Genomic DNA, 21434 nt, shown 5'->3' on the forward strand with positions numbered 1-21434 from the left:
AATAAAGAATACACTGTTAAAGAAAGTGAACATGATAATACACCCAAGGAAGCAATTCCGGCTACAGAAGAAGAGTACTTCAGAAACATCGATAATATATATGAACTTATACAAATAGATCCAATAGAAATGGAAGTAGGATACAGTTTAATTCCATTAGTTGATGAAGCGAGCGGAGGTAACTTTGTAGATAGAGTTGTAATGTTTAGACGGCAGTTTGCACAGGATATGGGTATGGTCGTGCCATCTGTAAGGCTTAGAGACAATGGGTACCTCAATCCTAACGAATATGTAATCAAGCTTAAAAGTGAAGAGGTTGCAAGAGGAGAAATATTAGTTGAATATTATTTGGCACTAGACCCCGGCAATTTGTCCGGTCAGGTAGATGGCATAGAGACAATAGAACCTGCATATGGAATACCAAGCAAGTGGATTTCAAAAGACAAGAAAGAATTAGCTGAAATTTATGGTTATACGGTAATAGACCCATTATCTGTTTTAATAACACATTTGTCGGAAATAATAAGGGTTCATGCTCATGAATTATTGTCAAGACAGGATCTGAATCAGTTGCTTAATAATTTTAAGAAAGAAAATGAACCATTAGTTCAAGAAGTAGTTCCCGGAGTTGTATCTCAAGGAAATTTGCAAAAAATATTGGGAAATTTGTTAAGAGAAGGAATTCCGATTAAAGATATGCAAACAATTTTAGAAATAATAAGTGATTACGGTTCATCTGTCAAGGACACTGAAATGTTAACCGAATATGTTAGGCAGGCGTTGAAAAGAACAATAACACATAAGTGGGCAGAAGGCGGACAAATTAAAGTTATTACATTAAGTACTGACGTTGAAAAAATAATAATTAATGCAATAAGTAAAAATGACAAAGGATCTTATTTATCCATTGACCCGGAAGTAATGCAAAAATTAGTAAGTCAATTATTAGAACAAATAAATAAATTAAAAAGTGAAATAAATACACCAATAATCCTTACATCACCATTTGTCAGAGGATATTTTAGAAAACTGTTAGACCAATTTTACCCTAAAGCAGTAGTTTTATCATTCAATGAAATTGATAATTCCATACAAATACAAGCATTAGGTAATATAGCTTTATAATTATAAAATGAAAGAGTGATTCAAATGATTTTAACTGAAAAAAGCCAGGAACAAATTGATGAATATAAATTATGGGAACAATACAATTTTACCAAAGATATATGCATCAGAAATCAAATAATTGAAAAATACAGCTATTTAGTTAAAATAATTGCTTTGAAACTACGTGGTATCTATCAGCAATATGGAGATGTTGAAGATATAGTCAATGAAGGAATTATTGCGCTTATAGATGTAATAGACAAATTTGATTTATCCAAAAATATCAAGTTTGAAACTTATGCAACAATACGCATAAGAGGTTCAATTATAGACTATGTAAGGAAACAGGACTGGATACCAAGAAAAGTCAAAAATGACTATAAAAGCGTCAAAGAAGCACAGGACCATCTGACTTTTAAATTGGGAAGAGAACCGGAAGATAAAGAAATAGCAACTTATTTAGAACTTGATATTAAAGATTACAACAACATAATCAGAAATGCACATGGTACAAGTATTCTTTCGTTTGAAGAATTATTGAGTGAAGCTAATTTAAGAGAAATTGAGACAAGTAATGGATATGAATTACCGGAACATGAGCTTGAAGCAAAGGAATTGAATAAAATATTAAAAGAAAACATTAATAAGTTAAACGAAAAAGAAAAACTTGTTGTGTCGCTTTACTATAAGGAAGAGTTAAAACTTAAAGACATTGCAAAAATATTAAATATAAGCAATTCAAGAGTATCACAAATACATACATCAGCACTTCAAAAATTAGAACAAGGAATTAACAAATATTTATATGATAGTATAGAAAAATAATAAGAGGTGAAATTATGTCAAGAGGATTTTATACTTTAGCATCAGGCATGTTGACTCAACAAAGGAAGATAGATATTTCGAGCAACAACATTTCAAACATGAATACTGCAGGTTACAAAAAAGAACAAGCAGTAACCACAAATTTTGGCTCCTTATTAATAAATAAATACAAGCAAAATGGTATCAATGAAGAAGCAACTCCAATAAATAACATTTCAATAATCAGAACAATTGAAGAAAGCAACACAATACACTCTCAAGGAAGTTTAGAAGAAACAGGAAGTGATACTGATTTTGCGATTAAAGGTGCTGGTTTCTTTGCAGTAGACAACAATGGACAAATTTTATATACAAGAAATGGCAGCTTTAATATTGATGATGAAGGATACTTAACACTTCAAGGTACAGGCAGAGTACAAGGTGAATTCGGTGAAATATATGTAGGCACAGACAAGTTTGAATTTTCCGAGGATGGAAGCATTACAGTTGAAGGTGAAGTGGTAGATAAAATTGCTGTATATGATTTTCTTGACTACAATAATCTGAATAAAATTAAAGAAGGAATGTTCATTTCAGAAGAAGAACCTGAATTAGTAGAAATTACAACAATATACAATAAAACAATTGAAAGGTCAAATGTAAATATGACAGAAGAATTAACCGGCATAATGTCATCTCAAAGGGCATTGCAGACAGCTGCACAAGCTTTAAAAATTTACGACATGATACAGGACAAGGCTGTTAATGAAATAGGCAAGATAAATTAATTTGTTGTCATTTCCCGGGAAATCTTGTCAAACATTGAGAAATATTGATTAAGTAAAAATTAAGTTAAAAGAAAGGAGCACATAATGATAAAAGCATATTACACAGCAACAAATGGAGCAATCAGTAATCAAAATTATTTAGATGTAATATCAAATAATATGGCAAATATTCAAACAGAAGGATTCAAAAAATCAAAAGCTGAATTTTCCGATTTATTGTACACAAATATAAGAGGAGCTGAAGGAGAAAATACTGATTTAAAAGCAGGAAGCGGTTCTAAAATAAATAAGGTTGATGTGGTGTTCAGTCAAGGAGCACCGTATAAAACAGGGGCTTCCACCGATTTTGCCATTCAAGGGGAAGGATTCTTTGCAGTCCAGTATGAAGATGAAAACTTGTATACCAGGGGGGGAAGTTTTCAAGTTACAAACATGGATGAAGAAAATTATCTTACGTATCAAGGTGGATATGTTTTAAATAATGAAGAAGAACCTATAATTTTAAAAAATTCAGACGATAATATGAATGTAGGCGTATTTGTGTTTAATAACAACAGTGACTTAGAGCGAGCAGGAAACAATTTATTTCGCAAAGCAAATGAAGATGCTGAATATAGTTTGGCTGAAAGTTCTAAAGCTATGAAAGGTTATTTAGAAGCTTCAACAGTGGAAGTTTCGGAAGAAATGGTAAAACTTTTGCAAATTCAAAGATCATTTCAGCTTAATTCAAATGTAATACAAACAGCCGACGAAATAGAACAAACAATTAACTCTTTAAGAGGTTAAAATATTTAAATGGAGCTATACTATGGATGAGCATGTTGAATTACAGGAAATTATTGAGAACCAGGAAGACGTTATATCAATGAAGTATATTATTAATCATTTAGTATCAGCTAATAAACTAAAAGTATATATAAGAATTGAGTTGTTTGAAAAAGAAGCGGAGGTATGCTTTGAAGAAGTAATGCAGTATTTAGAAGAACAGGGCATTGTTTATGGCATAAGAGAAAATGAAATAAAAGAATATTGTAAAAACAAAGAATACTCAAAAGAATTAATAGCAGCTTGTGGAAAAGAACCGGAAAATGGTATAGACGCAAAGCTGATATATGATTTTGATATATCGAAAGAATTCAAATTCGAAGAAAAAGAAGACGGAAGTATTGATTTTCATAATTTAAATAATATTATTAATGTTAAAAAAGATGATGTTTTGTGCCACATAATACCAGCTCAAGATGGTATCGAAGGAATTGATGTATACGGTAAAACCATAAATTATAAAAAAGGAAGAAACGTGTCATTTAACAATGGAAACAACACTTACATATCTCTTGATGGGCTTAAACTTTTAGCAAGTACGGATGGCAGTGTGGAATTTTCAAATGACAGAGTATATGTTGAAAGCGTTTATAGAGTTAATAATGTAGATAATGGAACAGGTAATATAGATTTTATCGGTAATGTTGTAGTAAACGGAGATGTTAAAGCCGGGTTTTCCGTCACATCAAAGGGAGATATAAAAATTAGAGGAATGGTTGAAGGTGCATATATAAAAGCAGGCGGTGACGTTGTAATAAGCAAAGGAATGAATGGCATGGGAAAAGGAACAATATATGCAAAAGGCAATATTACAAGCAAGTACATAGAAAACGCATCTATCGTTTCTGATGAAAGCGTTTATGCAGAAGCATTGATTAACAGTGATGTGAGCGCTAAAGAATCAATAATTTTGAGGGGATCTAACGCTGCTATAATAGGTGGAACTTGTCAAGCTGAGCAAACTATATATGCAAAAACCATAGGAAATAAAACAAATACAGAAACAAATGTCATACTTAATTTAACTGAATACCAACAACAACAAAAAGAATATGCCTTAAAAAGAAAATTGAATCAACAGCTGGAGAAAGAATTAATTAATAAAAACAAGGAAATTAAAGAAATAGATGAAAAAAATGAAATAATTGTAAATTCCGGCATGGACATTAATAATAAGAATGCTGTTAAAAAGCAGTTAATAGTTATGAAAATAAAGGTTAATAATGAGATAGAAGAAATAAAACGACAATTAGAAGATACTGTTCCTATTGATAACATTGCAAATCACAAAATTATATGCAAAGGAATAATGTATTCAAATACAAGAATAGCAATTGGTTGGATGAAGTATAAAGTAAGACAGGATATTAGTTATAGCAAAATATATAATGATGGAAATGATATATCAATTGTACCGTTAAATCCATCAGATATAGAGTAGCTTTTCATGTCATCCTGAGCATAGCGAAGGATATCATCTTTAAATAACAAGAAATTGCTATAAGTAGGGAGGCAATATGGAATTAAATGAAATACATATAGATGTATTAAAAGAAATTGGAAATATTGGAGCAGGAAATGCTGCAACTTCACTTTCTCAAATGCTTTCAAAAAGAATAGACATGAATGTTCCTGAGGTAAGCTTGTTAAATTATAATGATGTTATAAACTCAATAGGTGGAGCGGAAAATGTGGTTGTAGGAATTTTAGTCAGCTTTAATGGAGATATAGAAGGTATCATACTCTTCTTGTTAAAGAAAGAATTTGTGCATTTAATATTAAACTCACTGATGGGGACCGAATTGAATAATTTTGAAGAAATTTCAGAAATGGAAATGTCAGCATTATCGGAAATAGGCAATATAATGGTGTCATCATATGTCAATTCAATTTCAACATTGACTAATATGGTAATTGATATAACAGTTCCTTCTCTTAACGTTGATATGTCAGGGGCATTATTAGATGCTGTAACGGCAGAATTTGCTGAAGTTGCAGATAGGGTAATATTTATTAAAGAAAAATATTTTTGTCAAGAAGAAACAATATATAGTCATATGCTCCTACTGCCAAGCTCGGCATCCCTGGAAATTCTACTGAAGAGGTTTGGAATAGATATATGAATTCAGAGGTAAATGTTGGAATTTCAGATATGAAAATAGTAAATGCACCCGAAGGTCTTATTTCATATGCCTTAGGTTCATGTGTGGGTATTTGCATAATAGATAAGGTATTACAAGTTGCAGGGATGGCTCATATTATGTTGCCTTATAATAAAAATGAGGACAAGACAAACACATTTAAATATGCCGATACAGGAATAGCTGAAATGATTAAAAAGATGGAAATAATGGGTTGTGCAAGATCAAGGATGGTTGCAAAAATAGCAGGCGGAGCCAGAATGTTTGAGATAACCGGTAACACAACTATTGGAAATATAGGCGATCGAAATGTAGCAGCAACGAAAGAAACACTTCAAAGGCTAAAAATTAAACTTTTAGCAGAAGATGTAGGAGCGAACTACGGACGAACAATAATTTTTGACAGCAATACTGGAAATCTTACCATAAAATCATTTGCAAAAAATATTAAGGTGATTTAACCACCACCAGGGGACGGACCTTTAGAGTTGTACTGTAACTCTAAAAGGTCCGTCCCCTGGTGTTCCCAGCGGTGTTAATCGTGATTTTTATGCTTAGAAACAAACTCTATTGCTTTGACAACTTCGGAAATAACTTCTGCGTGATGCTGAGTTTCCAAAGAAGAATATTCTGCGAATACTTCTCCTTTTTTTGTTGTAATGTAATATGGGTTGAGATTATTTAATGCTTTTGCCATAATATCATCAATACAATGATCACATCTGCATATATTTGAATAACTTGGGTCAGTTCTTAAAATGTCGTCAAGATAATTTCTTACAATTTCTTCCATATAGTTATTTACCATATTTTCTCTCCTCCATCATTCTATTTTCTCTCTATACATACCTACAACAGAAATAATAATATCATTAAAATTTTTATTATTTTTTATATCAGTAAAATTGTAATATTTATTGTAAAGTGAATTTATATAATTTAATTCTAAATACGAAGGACTAAATCCATAGAGTTTGTTTACAGCATGAGCTACTTCAGCTCTTGTTATTGGTTTGTCAGGATAGAAATAATTTCCTGTACTTTCTATTAAATCTCTGCTGGAAATTTTTATTATTTCTTTTTCAGCCCAGTGAGCACTTATGTCATTAAAATCATAATTGCTTGAAGCGGGCAGTTCATTAAGTTTAGTTTTATAAGCACTTATTTTTGTGAGCATCTGACAAAATTCAGCTCTTGTTACATAGCTGTCCGGTTTAAATGTTTTGTCTTTATAGCCTGATATATATTTTTTACTGCTTCCCATTGAAATATAATCTTTTGCCCAATGATTATCTATATCAGTAAATTTAGTTTTAAAATATGCATTTATATCGTATGGTAAATCATTTAACCGGCAAAATACGGTTACCATTTCAGCTCTTGTTATTGATGAATTTGGATTAAATGCAAGGCCGCATCCACTCATGTACGCCGGCAAGATATTTTTATAATAAGTTGAATTGTCGTCATCATTTTTTGTGTATTGCAAACCTTTGCATCTAAATAAATTTTCAGTATATTTATAGTCGTGAACATCTAAATTTATTTTATGTTTACGAACAGCATTTCGTGAATCTATATCAATCTTTTCAACTGTCCTGTTTCCCGCCTTGTCTACAATGGTAAAAATGTATTCACCATTATAATTGATTGCTGTGTTGTGGGTATATGTAAATTCTTTATTATCACCGCTTGTTCTAATAGGAATATATTTGCCATCAAATGTAATCATGTAATCAAGACCGAAATCATCTTCTATTTCCAGGTAAAAATTATAATCATCTATATATTCTAATTCTACGTCAACATTAGGCCTTCTGTAATCAATTCCATCTATATTAAAAACAAATAAACTTTTAGAATAACCTGTATCAGATTTAACCAAGACTTCATAGTTACCATTGTCTTCATATAAATCTTTTGATGGATATGCTTCGTAATTATTGTTGTTTGTGAAATTATAACCCTTGTATTCTACAAGGGTGCTGTAGTTATCGTAATTAACAGAAGATAGTTCAACTAAAAGATAGAATTCACCTTGTTTAATAATTTTATAATTAAATGATTCATCATCTATAACTATTTTAAATTCAAATGGTATATTATTTTCTAAATTTTCTATATAATAATTTACTTCATTTGTAATGGTTGTACTTTCAGGAGTTGTTACGGTTCTTAATTTATCAGTGCTTATATGAAATAATATTTGTTTTTTTTCGTAATCATATTTTAAATCATAATTAAAGTTAATTTCATTGTCCTTATCATCAAAACCAACATCTGTAGTATTTTCTTTTTCTTCAATGTCATCAACAGTATAAAAAAATGTTTTTTTATAACTTCCGTAATATACGGTAAATGGATATTTTCCTTCCTGATCTGCCACAAATGAAGCTGTTTTTCCTTGAACTAAATAACCGGAAGGCAAATATATATAATATTCAACATCTTCCTCATCTACAAGTCTTGTACCATTTTGATATCTTGAGGGGTTTATGGTTATTTCTTTGAAATTCGTACCAGATATATCAGTTTCTGAAAATTTGGCTCTTAAATAATTATTTTCTGCTCCATAGCTTATACTGAACATATTAAAAATTACAATTAATGCTATTGTTAAAAGTGTAAGTTTTTTCATTATAGGCCCCTATCTATTTCTATACAATTGAAGCTGTCTGTCATACAAATATTGAATTATTACCGATTCGTTATATCTCGCCATTTTAGAAAAAGAGCATCCATAATTTACAGTTTCAATTTCGTCATTATCATTATCTTTTTTTATATCAATCCTTATAACTTTTGCATGAATTAAAATCATTTGAAACTTTGCATATTTAAAATAAAATGTTATTTTATCATCGATTAAAAGGTCGTAGTTAGATGATATTAACATTCCGCCAATACATAAATTAAGCATATTAATTTTCATATTAGGAACTTCTTTTGTTATATCTTCATCATTTCTCTCTAGACTTTCTATGTAGAAAGATAAATCAGTACGAACTTTTAATGAATTTCTTCTTTCGATAATTGCTTCTTTGTTTATAATATGGGCGTTAAGCTGATTTTTTGCTGCTACGCCTATTTTACACAAATAAGGAGAAATACCAACAAGTTCATCGTATATTTCTATATATACTTCAGTTTCTGAATTTATTATCGGAAGATTGTCTCCCTTTATTTTGATTGTAGCACTGTTAATGTTTAACAACTGCCCAATTCCCAACAAATTTTTATTATTATCATATATTTTAACTAAATTTACTAATTTGTCCATAATAACTCCCCGATAGTGTTTTGTAGTTAGTCACAATCCCATTTAATAATAATTACATCATTATCAGATACTAAATTTGAATAAGAAGCTTCCTTTCCGTTGTGCAGCAAAACAATATTACCCTTTGGATTTGCCGGGTCAATATTTGTATAGTTCAACATGTCTGCAAATATGTATGGCGTATTATCCTCGCGTTGGGGAAGAGTAATTAGTTTATTGTTGACAGTTACTTTAATGGACGACTCGATTTCAGATGATTCATCTATTTTGTTAATTGATTTTTGGTAAGTTTCTTTTGCTGATTCAATTTCAATCGTTTTTTCAATACTAAATAAATCTACAATACAACCGTCATACAATTCGAAATCTAAATCAACCATATTTCCCTTTACAAAGTTATTATATAAATTGATATCCATCTTAAACAGCTTGTACAAATCTCTGATTGTTTTAACTTGAATAATATCAATCGAATCAGAATTTCCTATTGCGTAATTTTCATTAACTTCGGTATTGTTTACAAAATATTTTGTGCATAATTCTGTTTTTATACCATTGAAATATATGAAGCCATTTGACAAATTTTTTGTAATATCAGAAATTTTAACAACAGGAGAAGCTCCGTCAATTGCCGGAACAACCTCTATTTTGTCACCAGGATGTATTATTGTTTCAATATTTGAGACAGACGAATTAACATAAATTTGTGATGGTGTTGAAAACTCTCCAGTATAATAATGCTGTATTCCATTAAATAAAAATCTCAAACTTTTTCCTGAGAAGCCTATTAGTTTTTTTGTATCAAAACCTGACATTAAAATAGCATCCATGACTTTCATTTGTCTTATTCCATATAAACGGATTTTTTTATTGTTTAAAGTAACGCTGAAAAAATCATAATTTTTATTTAATATAACAGAATAAGCAATTCCAATCGGTGTTATTAATTCAGGTCCGAAGTTCTCTAGAGATGACAAATCAATATTGTGCAGACTTTCTTTTTCTGTCATTGCTATTCTTAATGGAGAAATATTTAAAAGTTCTGACAAAAATTCTATCAAAAACGGTGTTTTGCTTCCTCCACCTGCTAAAAATATTGCAGCAGGAGATTCTTTGTTTAATTTGGTAATTTTAGAAGCAACATCGTCGCACAAATCATAAACTGCCGTTTTTACAGATTCTAAAATTTCCTTTTTTTCAGTATTTTGAGTGATTCCAAGTATATTAGTGATAGATATGTAATTTGAATCATCGCTTAAAGATGCTTTTATTTTTTCTGCAGTATTAAAATCAACCAAATAATTTTTCATAATACATTCAGTTATTTCATCACCTGCTATAGTAGCCATGTCATAACCAACCACACTTCCGTCTTTGGAAATGGCAATATCAGATGTACCTGCTCCAATATCAATCAAGGCAAGATTTAACAGCCTCAAATCAGCTGGAATAATTAAATCCATAGCAGCAATCGGTTCTAATGTTAAATTGGAAACTTCCAAATCATTGTTGTCCATGCATGAATAAAGTCCTTCTATTACAGTATGGGGTAAAAATGCAGCTATTATTTCGACAGATACTTTATTGGCTCTGTGACCTTCAATATTCAGTATGTTTTTTCCATCCATTGTGTAGCCCAAAACGCTGTAACCTACGCAGTAAAATAAGTCACTGTTTGATGAAGCATTTGAAAACATATCCTGAGCTAATTGCAATGCTTCGGTTTCTATAGCACTTTTAAAATCTGATGATATGGGTATTCTTATGTCAGAATTTTTTTCTAAAATTATGCGCTCTGTTTTTAATGCTCTTCCGGCAGCAGCAATGCAAACTTTTTTTAGTTTAATATTGAGACTTTCTTCAATGCTGTTTTTTACAATTCCAACAATTCTGCTTACTTCTGCTATATCTTCAATTTGGCCATCAACCATGGCTCTTTGATTGTGAAAAACACTTTTTATTTCAATAACTCTAAGAATTCCGTTCTTATTTTCACAAACAACACCAACTACTGAACGAGTACCTATGTCTAAAGCAAAAATCAAATCATTCATAATTAACCTCGTCTTTAGTTAGTTTGAAATTTAAAAAGTAAATATAAATATCAACAATTGCGCTGAAAAGTTCATCTGGAATTTCACTTCCCACATCAAGCTGTGAAAGTACTACTGAAAGAGAATCGTCCTTATATACGGGCACACCGTTTTCTTCAGCTATTTCAATTACTTTATTTGCAATATATCCCGCGCCTGAAGCAATTACCACAGGTGCTTTGTTCTTATTCATATCATATTTAAGAGCAACTGCTCTTTCTGAATTCGAATTATTTTTATATTGTGACATCTACGCTGCTCTTCCTTTCTGACAAATTGTTGAAAATCTCATGAAATTTTCTTTTTTTAACACTTTCGTATATATTTAAATTTGCAACAGATAAATTGTTGTCGCTTAATATTCTATTCAGGTCATTTTTTATTAATCCAATTGAATTAGTTAAGTTATTAGGAACGAAAATTTCAAAAGATAACTTTGATTCTTTTAGAATTAAAGTTGTTTCAAAATATCCTATATTTTGTATGTCAAAAGTTATAAATGCTTTGTAAATCTCGGAATAATCATGTTTGCTGTGTTTTTTATCTGTATCATTATATTCTTTTCCAATCCATACTTCCGAAAACATAAACATTCCATTGTAATTTAAAGGTAAAAACATGTGTGTTAATGGAATGTGAACATTCTGGCTGAACAATAAAGAATTTGCCATATCTTCCATTACACCTTTATTTATTATATTATTGCTGTTTTTTATTCCTGATTCAATCAGTTTTAAAAATGAATCAATGGAATCGTTCCTAGCATTTGATGAAGTTTCATATGTATTGATGAGTGACATTTTTAATGTTTGCATATCATTGTCATCAATATTAAGGTTGTATTTTATAAATTCAAATAAATTATCCAAGCTATCTGAAAAATTATTCTTTGATGCAGATTCTAATCTTACGATGTTGTGTATAAGCACAGAAACGTAATCTCTAACAGGGCCAAAATCATTCATTTTTGATATATATCGGCCAACAAATGGCAAAATATCATTTTTTAAAATATTTAAGTTAACATCGTTACTGTTTGTTGAATAATCTGTAATAAGCTTGTCTGTAAGTTCATTAAAAGATTTCTTTAATACTTCAGGCATATTCCGTTCTATATTTTTAAGGGCAGCGTCAATTGATTTATTGGTATTCTCTACGGAAACAAAGCAATCATAGCTTCTTAGAAAGTTTCTCAAAATAATTTTAAAATCTTTGTTATTGGGATTGCTTTTCAACAAGCTTCTTAAAGAATCGAAAAAGTCACCATTAAATTTAGTATATAATCCTTGCTGCGACTTAAGAAAATTTAATATTTCAGCTTCGTTCATTTCAATGCTTTTTATAAATGTTTCAAACAAAGTATTAAGAGCAGAATCGTTTTTGATGCTATTATTAATAAACTGTTTGTTTAAAAGAAGTTTTTTTGCATTTTCCGATAAAACAGGAGAATTTTGCAGTGACTTAATGAATTTGTCAAAAACTGAATCCGGATTGTAGTTTAAAGGGTTTTGACCTGTTTGATTGCTTGGATCCTGTTTTGTGGGTCGTGTAACCTTAGTTGGGTCGATTGCATCAAAAGGTAAGACCTGCACGGGTTTGACTTTTTGTTTATTTATATTATTATCGCTTGCTGTGTTGCTTGTTTTTATATTTACATTATTATCAATCATAGAATCTCCTGAAGATATACCTTATTATATAATATTATACCAAAAAATTAAAGGATTTGCTATTAATATATCGGCATATTTGTCATTTAAATAAGCAGTCTTAATGTAAAAAAATAAAAAAAGTATATATTAAGACTTAATAAATAAAAAAAAATGCCGATATAGAAACAGAGATATACTAATAAGGAGACTTGAATATGGATAATAATTTTGATTCTGTACTAGATATGTATCTTTTTGAAGCAAATTCATTGTTGGAACAACTGGATGATATATTATTAAGAGCGGAAAGTGAACAAGCATTTGATAAGGATTGCATAGATGAAATATTTAGAATAATGCATACTATAAAAGGTTCATCCGCTATGATGCAGTTTAACAGCATTATGATAATATCACATAAAATAGAAGATTTGTTTTATTATATCAGAGAAAATGGCATTGATTACAAATATAATGAAGAACTTGTAAATCTCGTATTTAAGTTCACAGATTTCATAAAAGCAGAAATATCTAAAATAGAAGAAGGCGAGTCTCTTGAAGAAAATTTAGAGTTTTTTGAAGCTGAAATATTGGATTTTTTACACGCGATATCAGGAAATAAAAATGATGATAAACTGGAAATTACTTCTGAAACAGAAGCTGCTTTAACAATGGCAACTGAAACGAGAAAAACAACTGAAATAAGAAATATCCGTTCAAATAAAAAATATGCAATCAAAATCACATTTGATGATGACATTGGGATGGAAAACTTAAGGGCGTTTTTTATTATAAATCAATTAAAAGAAATAGGCATTGAATTTATTAACAAGCCTGAGAATGTTGAAAGTATAAGCGAAACAGCGCAAGAAATAATAAAAGACGGTTTTTTTGTATATATAAATGATAAAGAATCTTTAGATTTAGCAGTTGGAGTAGTAAGAGAAGCATTGAACGTAAAAAATTACACAGTAATAGAATATAACGATGAAAAAGAAAAAGACGATAATACAAAACAAGATGAGAAAGCAAAAATCGTAAATGCAGTAGAAAATGCAGTAGCTTCACAAAACGTTAAAGTTGAAAAAGTTGAAGGTTCTGCAAAGCACAGCAAGCAAAATTTAATTACTGTTAATTTATCTAAACTTGACAATCTTGTCAATATAGTCGGAGAATTGGTTATAGCTGAATCTATGGTAGCAGCTGACAATGAAATTAAAAAACTGAATTTAGAAAGTTTTATAAAATCCACAAGACAGATGAGAAAACTCACTGATGAACTTCAAGACATAGTAATGTCTTTAAGAATGGTACCTGTGTCCGGCATTTTTCAAAAAATGAAGAGAATAGTCAGAGATATGGGAAAAGAATTAAATAAGGAAGTTGAATTAGTTTTGTCAGGTGAGGAAACTGAAGTTGATAAAACAATAGTTGATGGTATTTCCGATCCAATTATGCATTTAGTTAGAAACGCGATGGATCATGGCATAGAATCAGAAGATGAAAGAATAAATAAAGGGAAAAATCCAAAAGGTACAATTAGGTTGTCTGCTTCAAATATAGGTGGAGAAATTCATATAACCGTGGAAGATGACGGCAAGGGATTTGAATTAAAAAGAATTTTGGAAAAAGCCAAAGCAAAAGATTTATTGCAAAAACCAGAAAGTGAATACACTTCAAAAGAAATATTTCAATTTTTAATGCTTCCGGGATTTTCTACAAATGAAACTGTTACTGAGTATTCGGGTAGAGGGGTTGGAATGGATGTAGTCAAATCGAATGTGGAAAAAGTAGGAGGGAATGTTGTTTTAGACAGCAAAGAAGGAATTGGAACTGCAGTAACATTTAAAATTCCTTTAACTCTCACTATTGTTTCAGGAATGCAGATTGTTGTAGGTGGTTCTGAATTTATTATTCCAATAAAAAATATTCAACAGTCATTTAAAACTGTTGAGGATGAAATAATACACAATACTGATGGCAAAGAAATGATATTGATAAGGGATAAATGTTATCCTATTTTAAGACTTAATGAATTTTTCAACATAGATACTGATATAACAAAAATAGAAGACGGCATACTAATTCTTGTTGAATCCGGAGACAGCAGCACTTGCTTGTTTGTTGATAAAATAGTAGGAGAACAGCAGGTTGTGGTTAAGCCTATGCCAGCTTTATTGAGTAAGTATAATATAAAAGAATCGGGAATTTCAGGCTGCTCCATATTAGGAGACGGCAGCATTAATCTTATCCTGGATATAGGAAATCTTATAGAAAGTATGTAAATATGGTAAAATTAACTGACAATGAATTTTTAGAATTCGTAGACCTTATGCATATGAATTATGGTATAGACCTTTCAAAAAAAAGAGTACTGATAGAAGGCAGATTGTCTAATTTAATTGAACGTAAAGGCATGAACAATTTCAGTCAATATTTAGATAATATCAAAAAAAACAATAAGGAAGAAATTACTACACTCATAAATAAACTTACAACGAATTATACATATTTTTATAGGGAAGAAAATCACTTTAAATATTTAAAAGAAGTAATATTTCCATATGAAGAAAAAAACAACCGAACAAAAACGTTAAATATTTGGAGTGCAGGGTGTTCATCAGGAGAAGAACCATATACTTTAGCAATGTTAATTAATGATTATTTTAAGTTTAACGCAAGCAACTGGAATGTCCAAATATTTGCGACAGATATATCTGAAAATGTTCTTTCAAAAGCTCGCGAAGGAATATATACAGAAGAAAGTATAGCGAAACTTCCTGAACCTTACAAAAAAAGATATTTTGAAAAAACTATAGACAGTAAATACCAAGTATTGCCGGAAATTAAAAAACATGTTACATTTAAAGTGTTCAATCTGATGGATCCAATGACTGCAAAAAATAAATATGATGTTATATTTTGCAGAAATGTTATGATATATTTTAATGCAGAAACAAAAATGAACATAGTAAATAAATTTTATGATGCTACAAAGCCACAGGGGTACTTAATGATTGGACATGCTGAGACAATTCAAAGAAACCAATCAAAATTTACTTACATAAGTCCGGCAATATATAAAAAGGAATGATTATGATAATTAACAAAATAAAAGTTTTAATAACAGACGATTCACTGTTGTTTAGAAATGTATTAAAAAAAGAATTGAGTGAAGATTCGCACATAGAAGTAGTTGGTATGGCTGTAGATCCATTTGACGCGATGGAGAAAATAAAAATACTTAAGCCGGACATATTGACGTTAGATGTCGAAATGCCTAAAATGAACGGTTTGACATTTTTAAAAAAGCTTATGGCTGAAAATCCAATGAAAGTTGTTTTGGTAAGTTCAATGAATATAAGTGTTTTTGATTCATTGCATGCAGGGGCTGTAGATTTTGTAAAAAAGCCTGATATGTCATCAAAAGATGATTTGCCAATATTTTTCAGAGAATTAAAAACGAAAATAAAAGTAGCTTCAATAGCAAAATTAGTACCTTTCACAGATTCTAAAAAAATTGAGACTAAAATACTTGAAAAAATATCTACAAGAAAAATAATAGCAGTTGGAGCATCAACCGGGGGAACGGAAGCAATATTGGCAATACTTAAAGAATTGCCTAAAGAAGTTCCTGGGATATTGGTAACTCAGCATATGCCGGCAGGATTTACAAAAATGTATGCTGAAAGACTCAACAGAATATGTGCCATAGAAGTGCGTGAAGCAGCAGATGGAGACAGAATTGAAAACGGGCTTGCATTAATTGCTCCTGGAGACAAACAAATGAAATTGTCTAAGGACGACAAAGGATATTATGTCACATGCAGAGTAGGTGAGAAAGTAAGTGGTCACTGTCCTTCAGTAGATGTATTGTTTAATTCCGTAGCAGAAACAGCGGGCAAAAATTCTGTAGGAATTATTCTTACAGGAATGGGGAAAGATGGAGCACAAGGTCTTTTGAACATGAAAAAAGCAGGTGCGTACACAATAGGACAGGACGAGAAATCTTCTGTAGTTTACGGCATGCCAATGGTTGCATATAACATTGGAGCTGTAGCAGTTCAAGCACCGATAGAAAACATATCCGATATATTGATAAAGTATTTAAATAAATAAGCAGGGGTGGCATTGTACAGTGTAGACGATGCAAAACCAGAAAGGGGAAAACATGTCAACATTATCAACAAGCATTTATGGTTCATCAACAAGCAAAGGCTTCGGAGGCCTTGTATCAGGACTTGATACTGATGATTTAGTAAATCAAATGCTATCTAACACTAAATCGAAAATAAACAGAGAATATCAATCAAAGCAAAAACTTTTATACAGACAACAAGCATATAGAGAAATAAGCACAAAACTTTTGTCATTTAGCGACAAGTATTTTTCTTATTCATCAGGATCAGATACTAATATATTAAGCTCTAAATTTTTTGAATCATACACATATGAATCCTCATCAAGTTATGTGAATGTAACAGGAGATGCAGAAAATATTGCAAATTTTTCGATTGACAGCATATCTAGTGTTGCAACTGCTGCAAACTTTGCTTCAAATAAAAAAGTTACTAGCGGCACATTTGCATCTGAAGCGATAACTGCTAATACATCAACTTTAGCCGGAGCAACAATGACATTTGAGTATGATGGTGAAAGTTATAGCCTGGCAATAGATAAGGGATTTGGAAATGATGATACGGACATAGTTTCATTTAATGATGTTCTTTCTGAGCTTAATGAACAACTTCTCAAAACAAGTGATTTAAGTAAGGTTACCGCTTCTTTTGACGCTAGCAATAAATTAGTTATAAGTTCTTCGGATGGTAAAGAAGTAAAATTAACTGCTGCAAGCAATTCAATTATAGAAAATTTAAATATGACATTGGGACAAACAGCAGTTTCATCCGCACCTGTTGAAGTAAGCGATTTGACGAAGGAAACTGCTTCGATTCTCACAAGTGAAGATTCATACATTACATTTGACTTTAACGGAGTTCAAAAAACTATTAACTTAGATTCTAGTGTTACGAAAGACAATTTAAGCACTTATCTTCAAAACGAACTAGATGATGCATACGGAGCAGGTAAGGTTACTGTTGCTGATGTAGATAATAAGTTGACTTTTTCAGCAGTTGATGATAGCACTAATATTTTTGGCGTAAGCGGTATAAGCACAGACTTAGGTAATTTTACAGGTATTGAGTCAGGAGATTACAATAGGTTAAATAAGACAAGAAGCATTGCTGAATCAGGAATTGCAGGAATAGGTGCTGTTGCTACAACAACACTTTCAAATGGAAAAGAAGGATATATTATAAATATAAATAATGTAGATGTAGAAATCGAAAGCACTATGACCGTTACTGAAGCTATAAATAAAATAAACAGCAATGCTGAAGCAGGAGTGGAAGTGTATTATTCATCGACAACTAATACATTTTCAGTAAAAGCTTCAGAAACTGGAGAACACAAAGGAGTTAGCATTTCCGCAGGTGCAGGTACGTTAGCACAGGCTCTTTTTGGAACAGGAGTTGATTTGAATGAAATTTTGGAAACAACTGGTGAATACATAAAGACTGAAGATGGAATTCAAAATATTTATAAAAAAGAAGCCAATGGCACAGAAACCAAACTTGGTAAAATTGTTTATGATAAAGAGACACGGATATATACTAAAGATTATGACGATGATCTGGTTACAGATGTTGATATAGCTACAGCTGATTATCATATTAATGCCGGTACTAACACAGAAATGACATACACATTAAATGGTGTACAAAATACAATTAACCGCAGTACTGCAAACTTTACAATTGATGAAATTAACATTGAATTAAACGAAAAGGCAGAGGGATTACAATTAACAGATACACCAATAACTTTTGATGTTACCAACAATTCAGATGAAGTTGTTGAAAAATTCAAAGGATTTATTGATTCTTACAATGAAATAATTACGTTGATTAACACTAAAACAAGTGAGAAACCAGACAGAGACTATCAGCCTTTAACACCGGAACAGCAAGAAGAGATGGAAGAAGATGAAATAAAAGACTGGGAAACTCAAGCTAAAAAGGGAGTTTTATTCGGCGACAGCAAAATGAACATTATTTTGCGTAATATGAGAGAAACTATGTCTTCTATGACTTCAGTGAGCAGTCTTTCATTGTCGAGCATTGGAGTTTCATCAGCTACTATGGACACCAGCGGAAAACTAATACTTGATGAAGAAAAATTCAAAGAAAAACTATTGGAAAACCCTGATGAAATAGCAAGTTTATTTTCACAGACAACATCGGATACAAGCAGTACTGCTAAATCAGGACTTGCTGTTCAATTGCGGGAAACTTTAATAGCAAATGTTGGAGCTTATGGTACAACAGGTATTCTCATTGATGAAGCTGGATTGGAAGGGGGTCTTACTTCAGACCAAAATTATATCTCTGAAAAAATGGAAGAATATGAAGACAAGATGGAAGAATTAAAAGATAAGATGGAAGATGAAAGAGAAAGATACTGGAGCAAGTTTTCTAATTTGGAAACGACATTAAACAATTTGAATTCTCAAAGCTCATGGCTAACAGACATGTTGGGATAGAAAGGGTGTAAAAATGGTTAATCCTTATGAACAATATAAAAGAAATTCAATAAACACTATGACAAAGGGTGAACTTCTTGTTCTTTTGTTTGATGAAGCAATTAAAAAATTAAATTTAAGTAAAATTTTAATGGAAAATGAAGATTATAAAAATGCAAATATTAATATAGAAAAATGTAGGAAAATTTTTAACTATCTTATTGTTACATTAGTTGAAAAGTATAAATTATCCCAAGAATTATCAGAAATGTATATGTTTTTCAACAAGGAACTAATAAAAGCATCATCGATGAAATCAATAACTAATATAGATAATATATTGCCAATGGTAAAAGATTTGAGAAATACTTGGGCAGAAGCTGATAAAATATCAAAAACCGGAAAAAACTAATGGTGTACATATGGGAAAATTGTTAAAAGACAAATATGAAGCAGTTGTAAGTTTAAATAATTTTACAAAGGAAATAATGAAGTTACCATTAAAAGTTGAATACACTAAAATTAATGCAATGATTGGTGAAAGACAAGAATACATAGAAAAAATAAGAGATATTGATATTAAAATAAATGAATATATAATGAATAACGGTAAATTCAAAGAATCAGAAGAAGTAAAAAATTTAAAAATAAAAATAAAAATTCTTGTTGCAGAAACTATTGAAATGGATAAAGAAATTCGAAAGAATGTTAATGATGAATTAAAAAGTGTTAAAGCGAGCTTAAATCAACCACAATCATTTTCAAAACTAGTCAATATAAAAGCATAAACCTGGGGACGGACCTTTTAGAGATAAAAATCTCTCAAAAATCTGTCCCCTTAATATTTATGTGAAGAGCTAAACTTTTTACAAATTAATACGATATTATGTATAGAACTTACAAGTAAAGAGATTTATTGGAGGCTTATATGATAAAGAAAATGAAAAAAGAGAATAGTATAAAAGGAATGAAGAGTATAACAACCAAAATAACGTTAACATTATTTATTTTATGTTTTATCGCTTTACTGGCAACCGGTGTAATAATCGGAACGACTGTTAATGATAATTTTACTCAAAATGAAAAAGAAATATTAAATGAAACTACAAAAAGTGTAAGTAATGAAGCAGAAGTGTTTTTTGCACGTTACATAGCAATAGTAGAACAAATGGCGCAGGATAAAAATTTGCAAAACTTTTTAATAAATGCAGAAGGAAGGGAAACATTGCTTGAAACAGAAGGTTTCATGACTGCTGCAAAAACTGTTGAAGACACACAAAAAATGGACCCGGAAGTTATTCTTTCCGCATATATTGCTGAAGCAGGCTATTACTTAGTGTCACCAACAGTCTATTCAAAAGTTGAATATGATGTTTCTTCAAAAGATTATTATAAAGCGGTTTCTGAAAATAGAATATGTATAACTGATCCTTACGTCGATGCAATTACAGGTGGTGTTGTAATAACAATATCAGGACCAGTAACTGTTAACAATAAAATAGTTGGCCTAGCAGCTGTAGATATAGCAATTGATGATTTGACAGAAATGGTGGGTAATTATAAACTGGGAGAAACAGGATATTTTACATTACTTACAGAAAATAACATAATAGCTTCTCACAAGGATGAAGACAGTTTACTGAAATCAATAACTGATATAAATTTAAGTGGTAACATAATTGAGTTAGTGAACAGTCGAACAGGAGACGTTGCCGAATACACATATAATGATGAAACATATGAGGGTAACAGCGTACAAATAGGTGACACAGGCTGGCAGATATTATCTTCGTTGCCTAAAGATGAATTCATGGCAAATACAAAGCAGGTTATTATAACAATAATAATAATATTTTTAATAGTCCTAGTATTGCTTTTAGTAGTTATGATAATTTTAATCAGGAGAATGACAAGACCAATTAAAAAAATTACTAATATTACGAACAAGTTATCAGCCGGAGAACTAGATGTAGATATTGATGTAAGAAGTAAAGATGAAATAGGCGAACTTGCTAAATCGATAGAAAGTTTAACTATGCGATTAAAATCATATATTACATATATAGGTGAAAGCGTAAGTGTATTAAATGAATTAGCGCAAGGTAATTTAGTTATGAATTTTCAAAATGATTACGATGGAGAATTTGCAAAATTGAAAAAT

20 protein-coding genes are annotated in these 21434 nt (G+C 30.6%); 14 read left to right on the forward strand and 6 right to left on the reverse strand.

Annotated features, from left to right (window positions below):
• The 7 genes from SA378_RS07755 to SA378_RS07785 all read left to right on the forward strand — a co-directional run.
• The coding region (locus tag SA378_RS07755; RefSeq protein WP_318525415.1) for a flagellar biosynthesis protein FlhA at window positions 1-1125 on the forward strand (1125 nt) is incomplete at its 5' end.
• Window positions 1126-1149: 24 nt separating this feature from the next.
• Window positions 1150-1932, forward strand: a complete 783-nt coding sequence (locus tag SA378_RS07760) for a FliA/WhiG family RNA polymerase sigma factor (RefSeq protein WP_318525416.1) — start codon at window positions 1150-1152, stop codon at window positions 1930-1932.
• Window positions 1933-1946: 14 nt separating this feature from the next.
• Window positions 1947-2699, forward strand: a complete 753-nt coding sequence (locus tag SA378_RS07765; RefSeq protein WP_318525417.1) for a flagellar hook-basal body complex protein — start codon at window positions 1947-1949, stop codon at window positions 2697-2699.
• An 84-nt stretch (window positions 2700-2783) separates the two neighbouring features.
• Window positions 2784-3485: a flagellar hook-basal body protein gene (locus tag SA378_RS07770; protein WP_318525418.1), complete on the forward strand. Its 702-nt coding sequence runs from the start codon at window positions 2784-2786 to the stop codon at window positions 3483-3485.
• A 22-nt stretch (window positions 3486-3507) separates the two neighbouring features.
• Window positions 3508-4965 (forward strand): FapA family protein, encoded by a 1458-nt coding sequence (locus SA378_RS07775; RefSeq protein ID WP_318525419.1) that lies wholly within the window; start codon window positions 3508-3510, stop codon window positions 4963-4965.
• 76 nt (window positions 4966-5041) lie between these two features.
• Complete coding sequence (locus SA378_RS07780) at window positions 5042-5647, forward strand: chemotaxis protein CheC (RefSeq protein WP_318525420.1); 606 nt, start codon at window positions 5042-5044, stop codon at window positions 5645-5647.
• Window positions 5644-6126, forward strand: coding sequence for a chemotaxis protein CheD (locus SA378_RS07785; RefSeq protein ID WP_318525421.1), 483 nt, complete (start codon window positions 5644-5646; stop codon window positions 6124-6126). Before SA378_RS07780 ends, SA378_RS07785 begins: the two co-directional genes overlap by 4 nt.
• 74 nt (window positions 6127-6200) lie before the next feature.
• Here the strand turns inward: SA378_RS07785 and SA378_RS07790 are convergent, their stop codons facing one another.
• From SA378_RS07790 to SA378_RS07815, 6 genes are read right to left on the reverse strand one after another with little or no spacing between them, the layout of a single operon-like run.
• Window positions 6201-6473 (reverse strand): late competence development ComFB family protein, encoded by a 273-nt coding sequence (locus SA378_RS07790; RefSeq protein ID WP_318525422.1) that lies wholly within the window; start codon window positions 6471-6473, stop codon window positions 6201-6203.
• A gap of 15 nt (window positions 6474-6488) precedes the next feature.
• Window positions 6489-8303 (reverse strand): S-layer homology domain-containing protein, encoded by a 1815-nt coding sequence (locus SA378_RS07795; RefSeq protein WP_318525423.1) that lies wholly within the window; start codon window positions 8301-8303, stop codon window positions 6489-6491.
• Window positions 8304-8312: 9 nt separating this feature from the next.
• Window positions 8313-8945 carry a PilZ domain-containing protein gene (locus tag SA378_RS07800; protein WP_318525424.1) on the reverse strand — a complete coding sequence of 211 codons (633 nt, stop codon included), beginning with the start codon at window positions 8943-8945 and terminating at the stop codon, window positions 8313-8315.
• A gap of 26 nt (window positions 8946-8971) precedes the next feature.
• Window positions 8972-10999, reverse strand: coding sequence for a cell division protein FtsA (locus tag SA378_RS07805; protein ID WP_318525425.1), 2028 nt, complete (start codon window positions 10997-10999; stop codon window positions 8972-8974).
• Window positions 10992-11288 (reverse strand): EscU/YscU/HrcU family type III secretion system export apparatus switch protein, encoded by a 297-nt coding sequence (locus tag SA378_RS07810; RefSeq protein WP_318525426.1) that lies wholly within the window; start codon window positions 11286-11288, stop codon window positions 10992-10994. The genes SA378_RS07805 and SA378_RS07810 overlap by 8 nt, the downstream gene beginning before the upstream one ends.
• Complete coding sequence (locus SA378_RS07815) at window positions 11275-12708, reverse strand: hypothetical protein (RefSeq protein WP_318525427.1); 1434 nt, start codon at window positions 12706-12708, stop codon at window positions 11275-11277. The genes SA378_RS07810 and SA378_RS07815 overlap by 14 nt, the downstream gene beginning before the upstream one ends.
• Before the next feature lie 197 nt (window positions 12709-12905).
• On the opposite strand from SA378_RS07815, the gene SA378_RS07820 reads away from it, so the two are divergent.
• From SA378_RS07820 to SA378_RS07850, 7 genes are all read left to right on the forward strand, one after another.
• A complete protein-coding gene (locus SA378_RS07820; RefSeq protein WP_318525428.1) occupies window positions 12906-14975 on the forward strand; it encodes a chemotaxis protein CheA in 2070 nt (689 codons plus the stop codon).
• A gap of 2 nt (window positions 14976-14977) precedes the next feature.
• Window positions 14978-15784, forward strand: a complete 807-nt coding sequence (locus SA378_RS07825; protein WP_318525429.1) for a protein-glutamate O-methyltransferase CheR — start codon at window positions 14978-14980, stop codon at window positions 15782-15784.
• A 2-nt stretch (window positions 15785-15786) separates the two neighbouring features.
• Window positions 15787-16809: a chemotaxis response regulator protein-glutamate methylesterase gene (locus SA378_RS07830; protein ID WP_318525430.1), complete on the forward strand. Its 1023-nt coding sequence runs from the start codon at window positions 15787-15789 to the stop codon at window positions 16807-16809.
• A 52-nt stretch (window positions 16810-16861) separates the two neighbouring features.
• Window positions 16862-19294 carry a flagellar filament capping protein FliD gene (gene fliD / locus SA378_RS07835; RefSeq protein ID WP_318525431.1) on the forward strand — a complete coding sequence of 811 codons (2433 nt, stop codon included), beginning with the start codon at window positions 16862-16864 and terminating at the stop codon, window positions 19292-19294.
• A gap of 13 nt (window positions 19295-19307) precedes the next feature.
• A complete protein-coding gene (fliS, locus tag SA378_RS07840; RefSeq protein WP_318525432.1) occupies window positions 19308-19685 on the forward strand; it encodes a flagellar export chaperone FliS in 378 nt (125 codons plus the stop codon).
• Between the two features lie 10 nt (window positions 19686-19695).
• Window positions 19696-20061 carry a hypothetical protein gene (locus tag SA378_RS07845; RefSeq protein ID WP_318525433.1) on the forward strand — a complete coding sequence of 122 codons (366 nt, stop codon included), beginning with the start codon at window positions 19696-19698 and terminating at the stop codon, window positions 20059-20061.
• Between the two features lie 140 nt (window positions 20062-20201).
• A partial coding sequence (locus SA378_RS07850) for a cache domain-containing protein (RefSeq protein ID WP_318525434.1) occupies window positions 20202-21434 on the forward strand: 1233 nt, incomplete at its 3' end.

Origin of the sequence: Sedimentibacter sp. (genome assembly GCF_033447055.1) — a bacterium.
Classification (GTDB): domain Bacteria; phylum Bacillota; class Clostridia; order Tissierellales; family Sedimentibacteraceae; genus Sedimentibacter.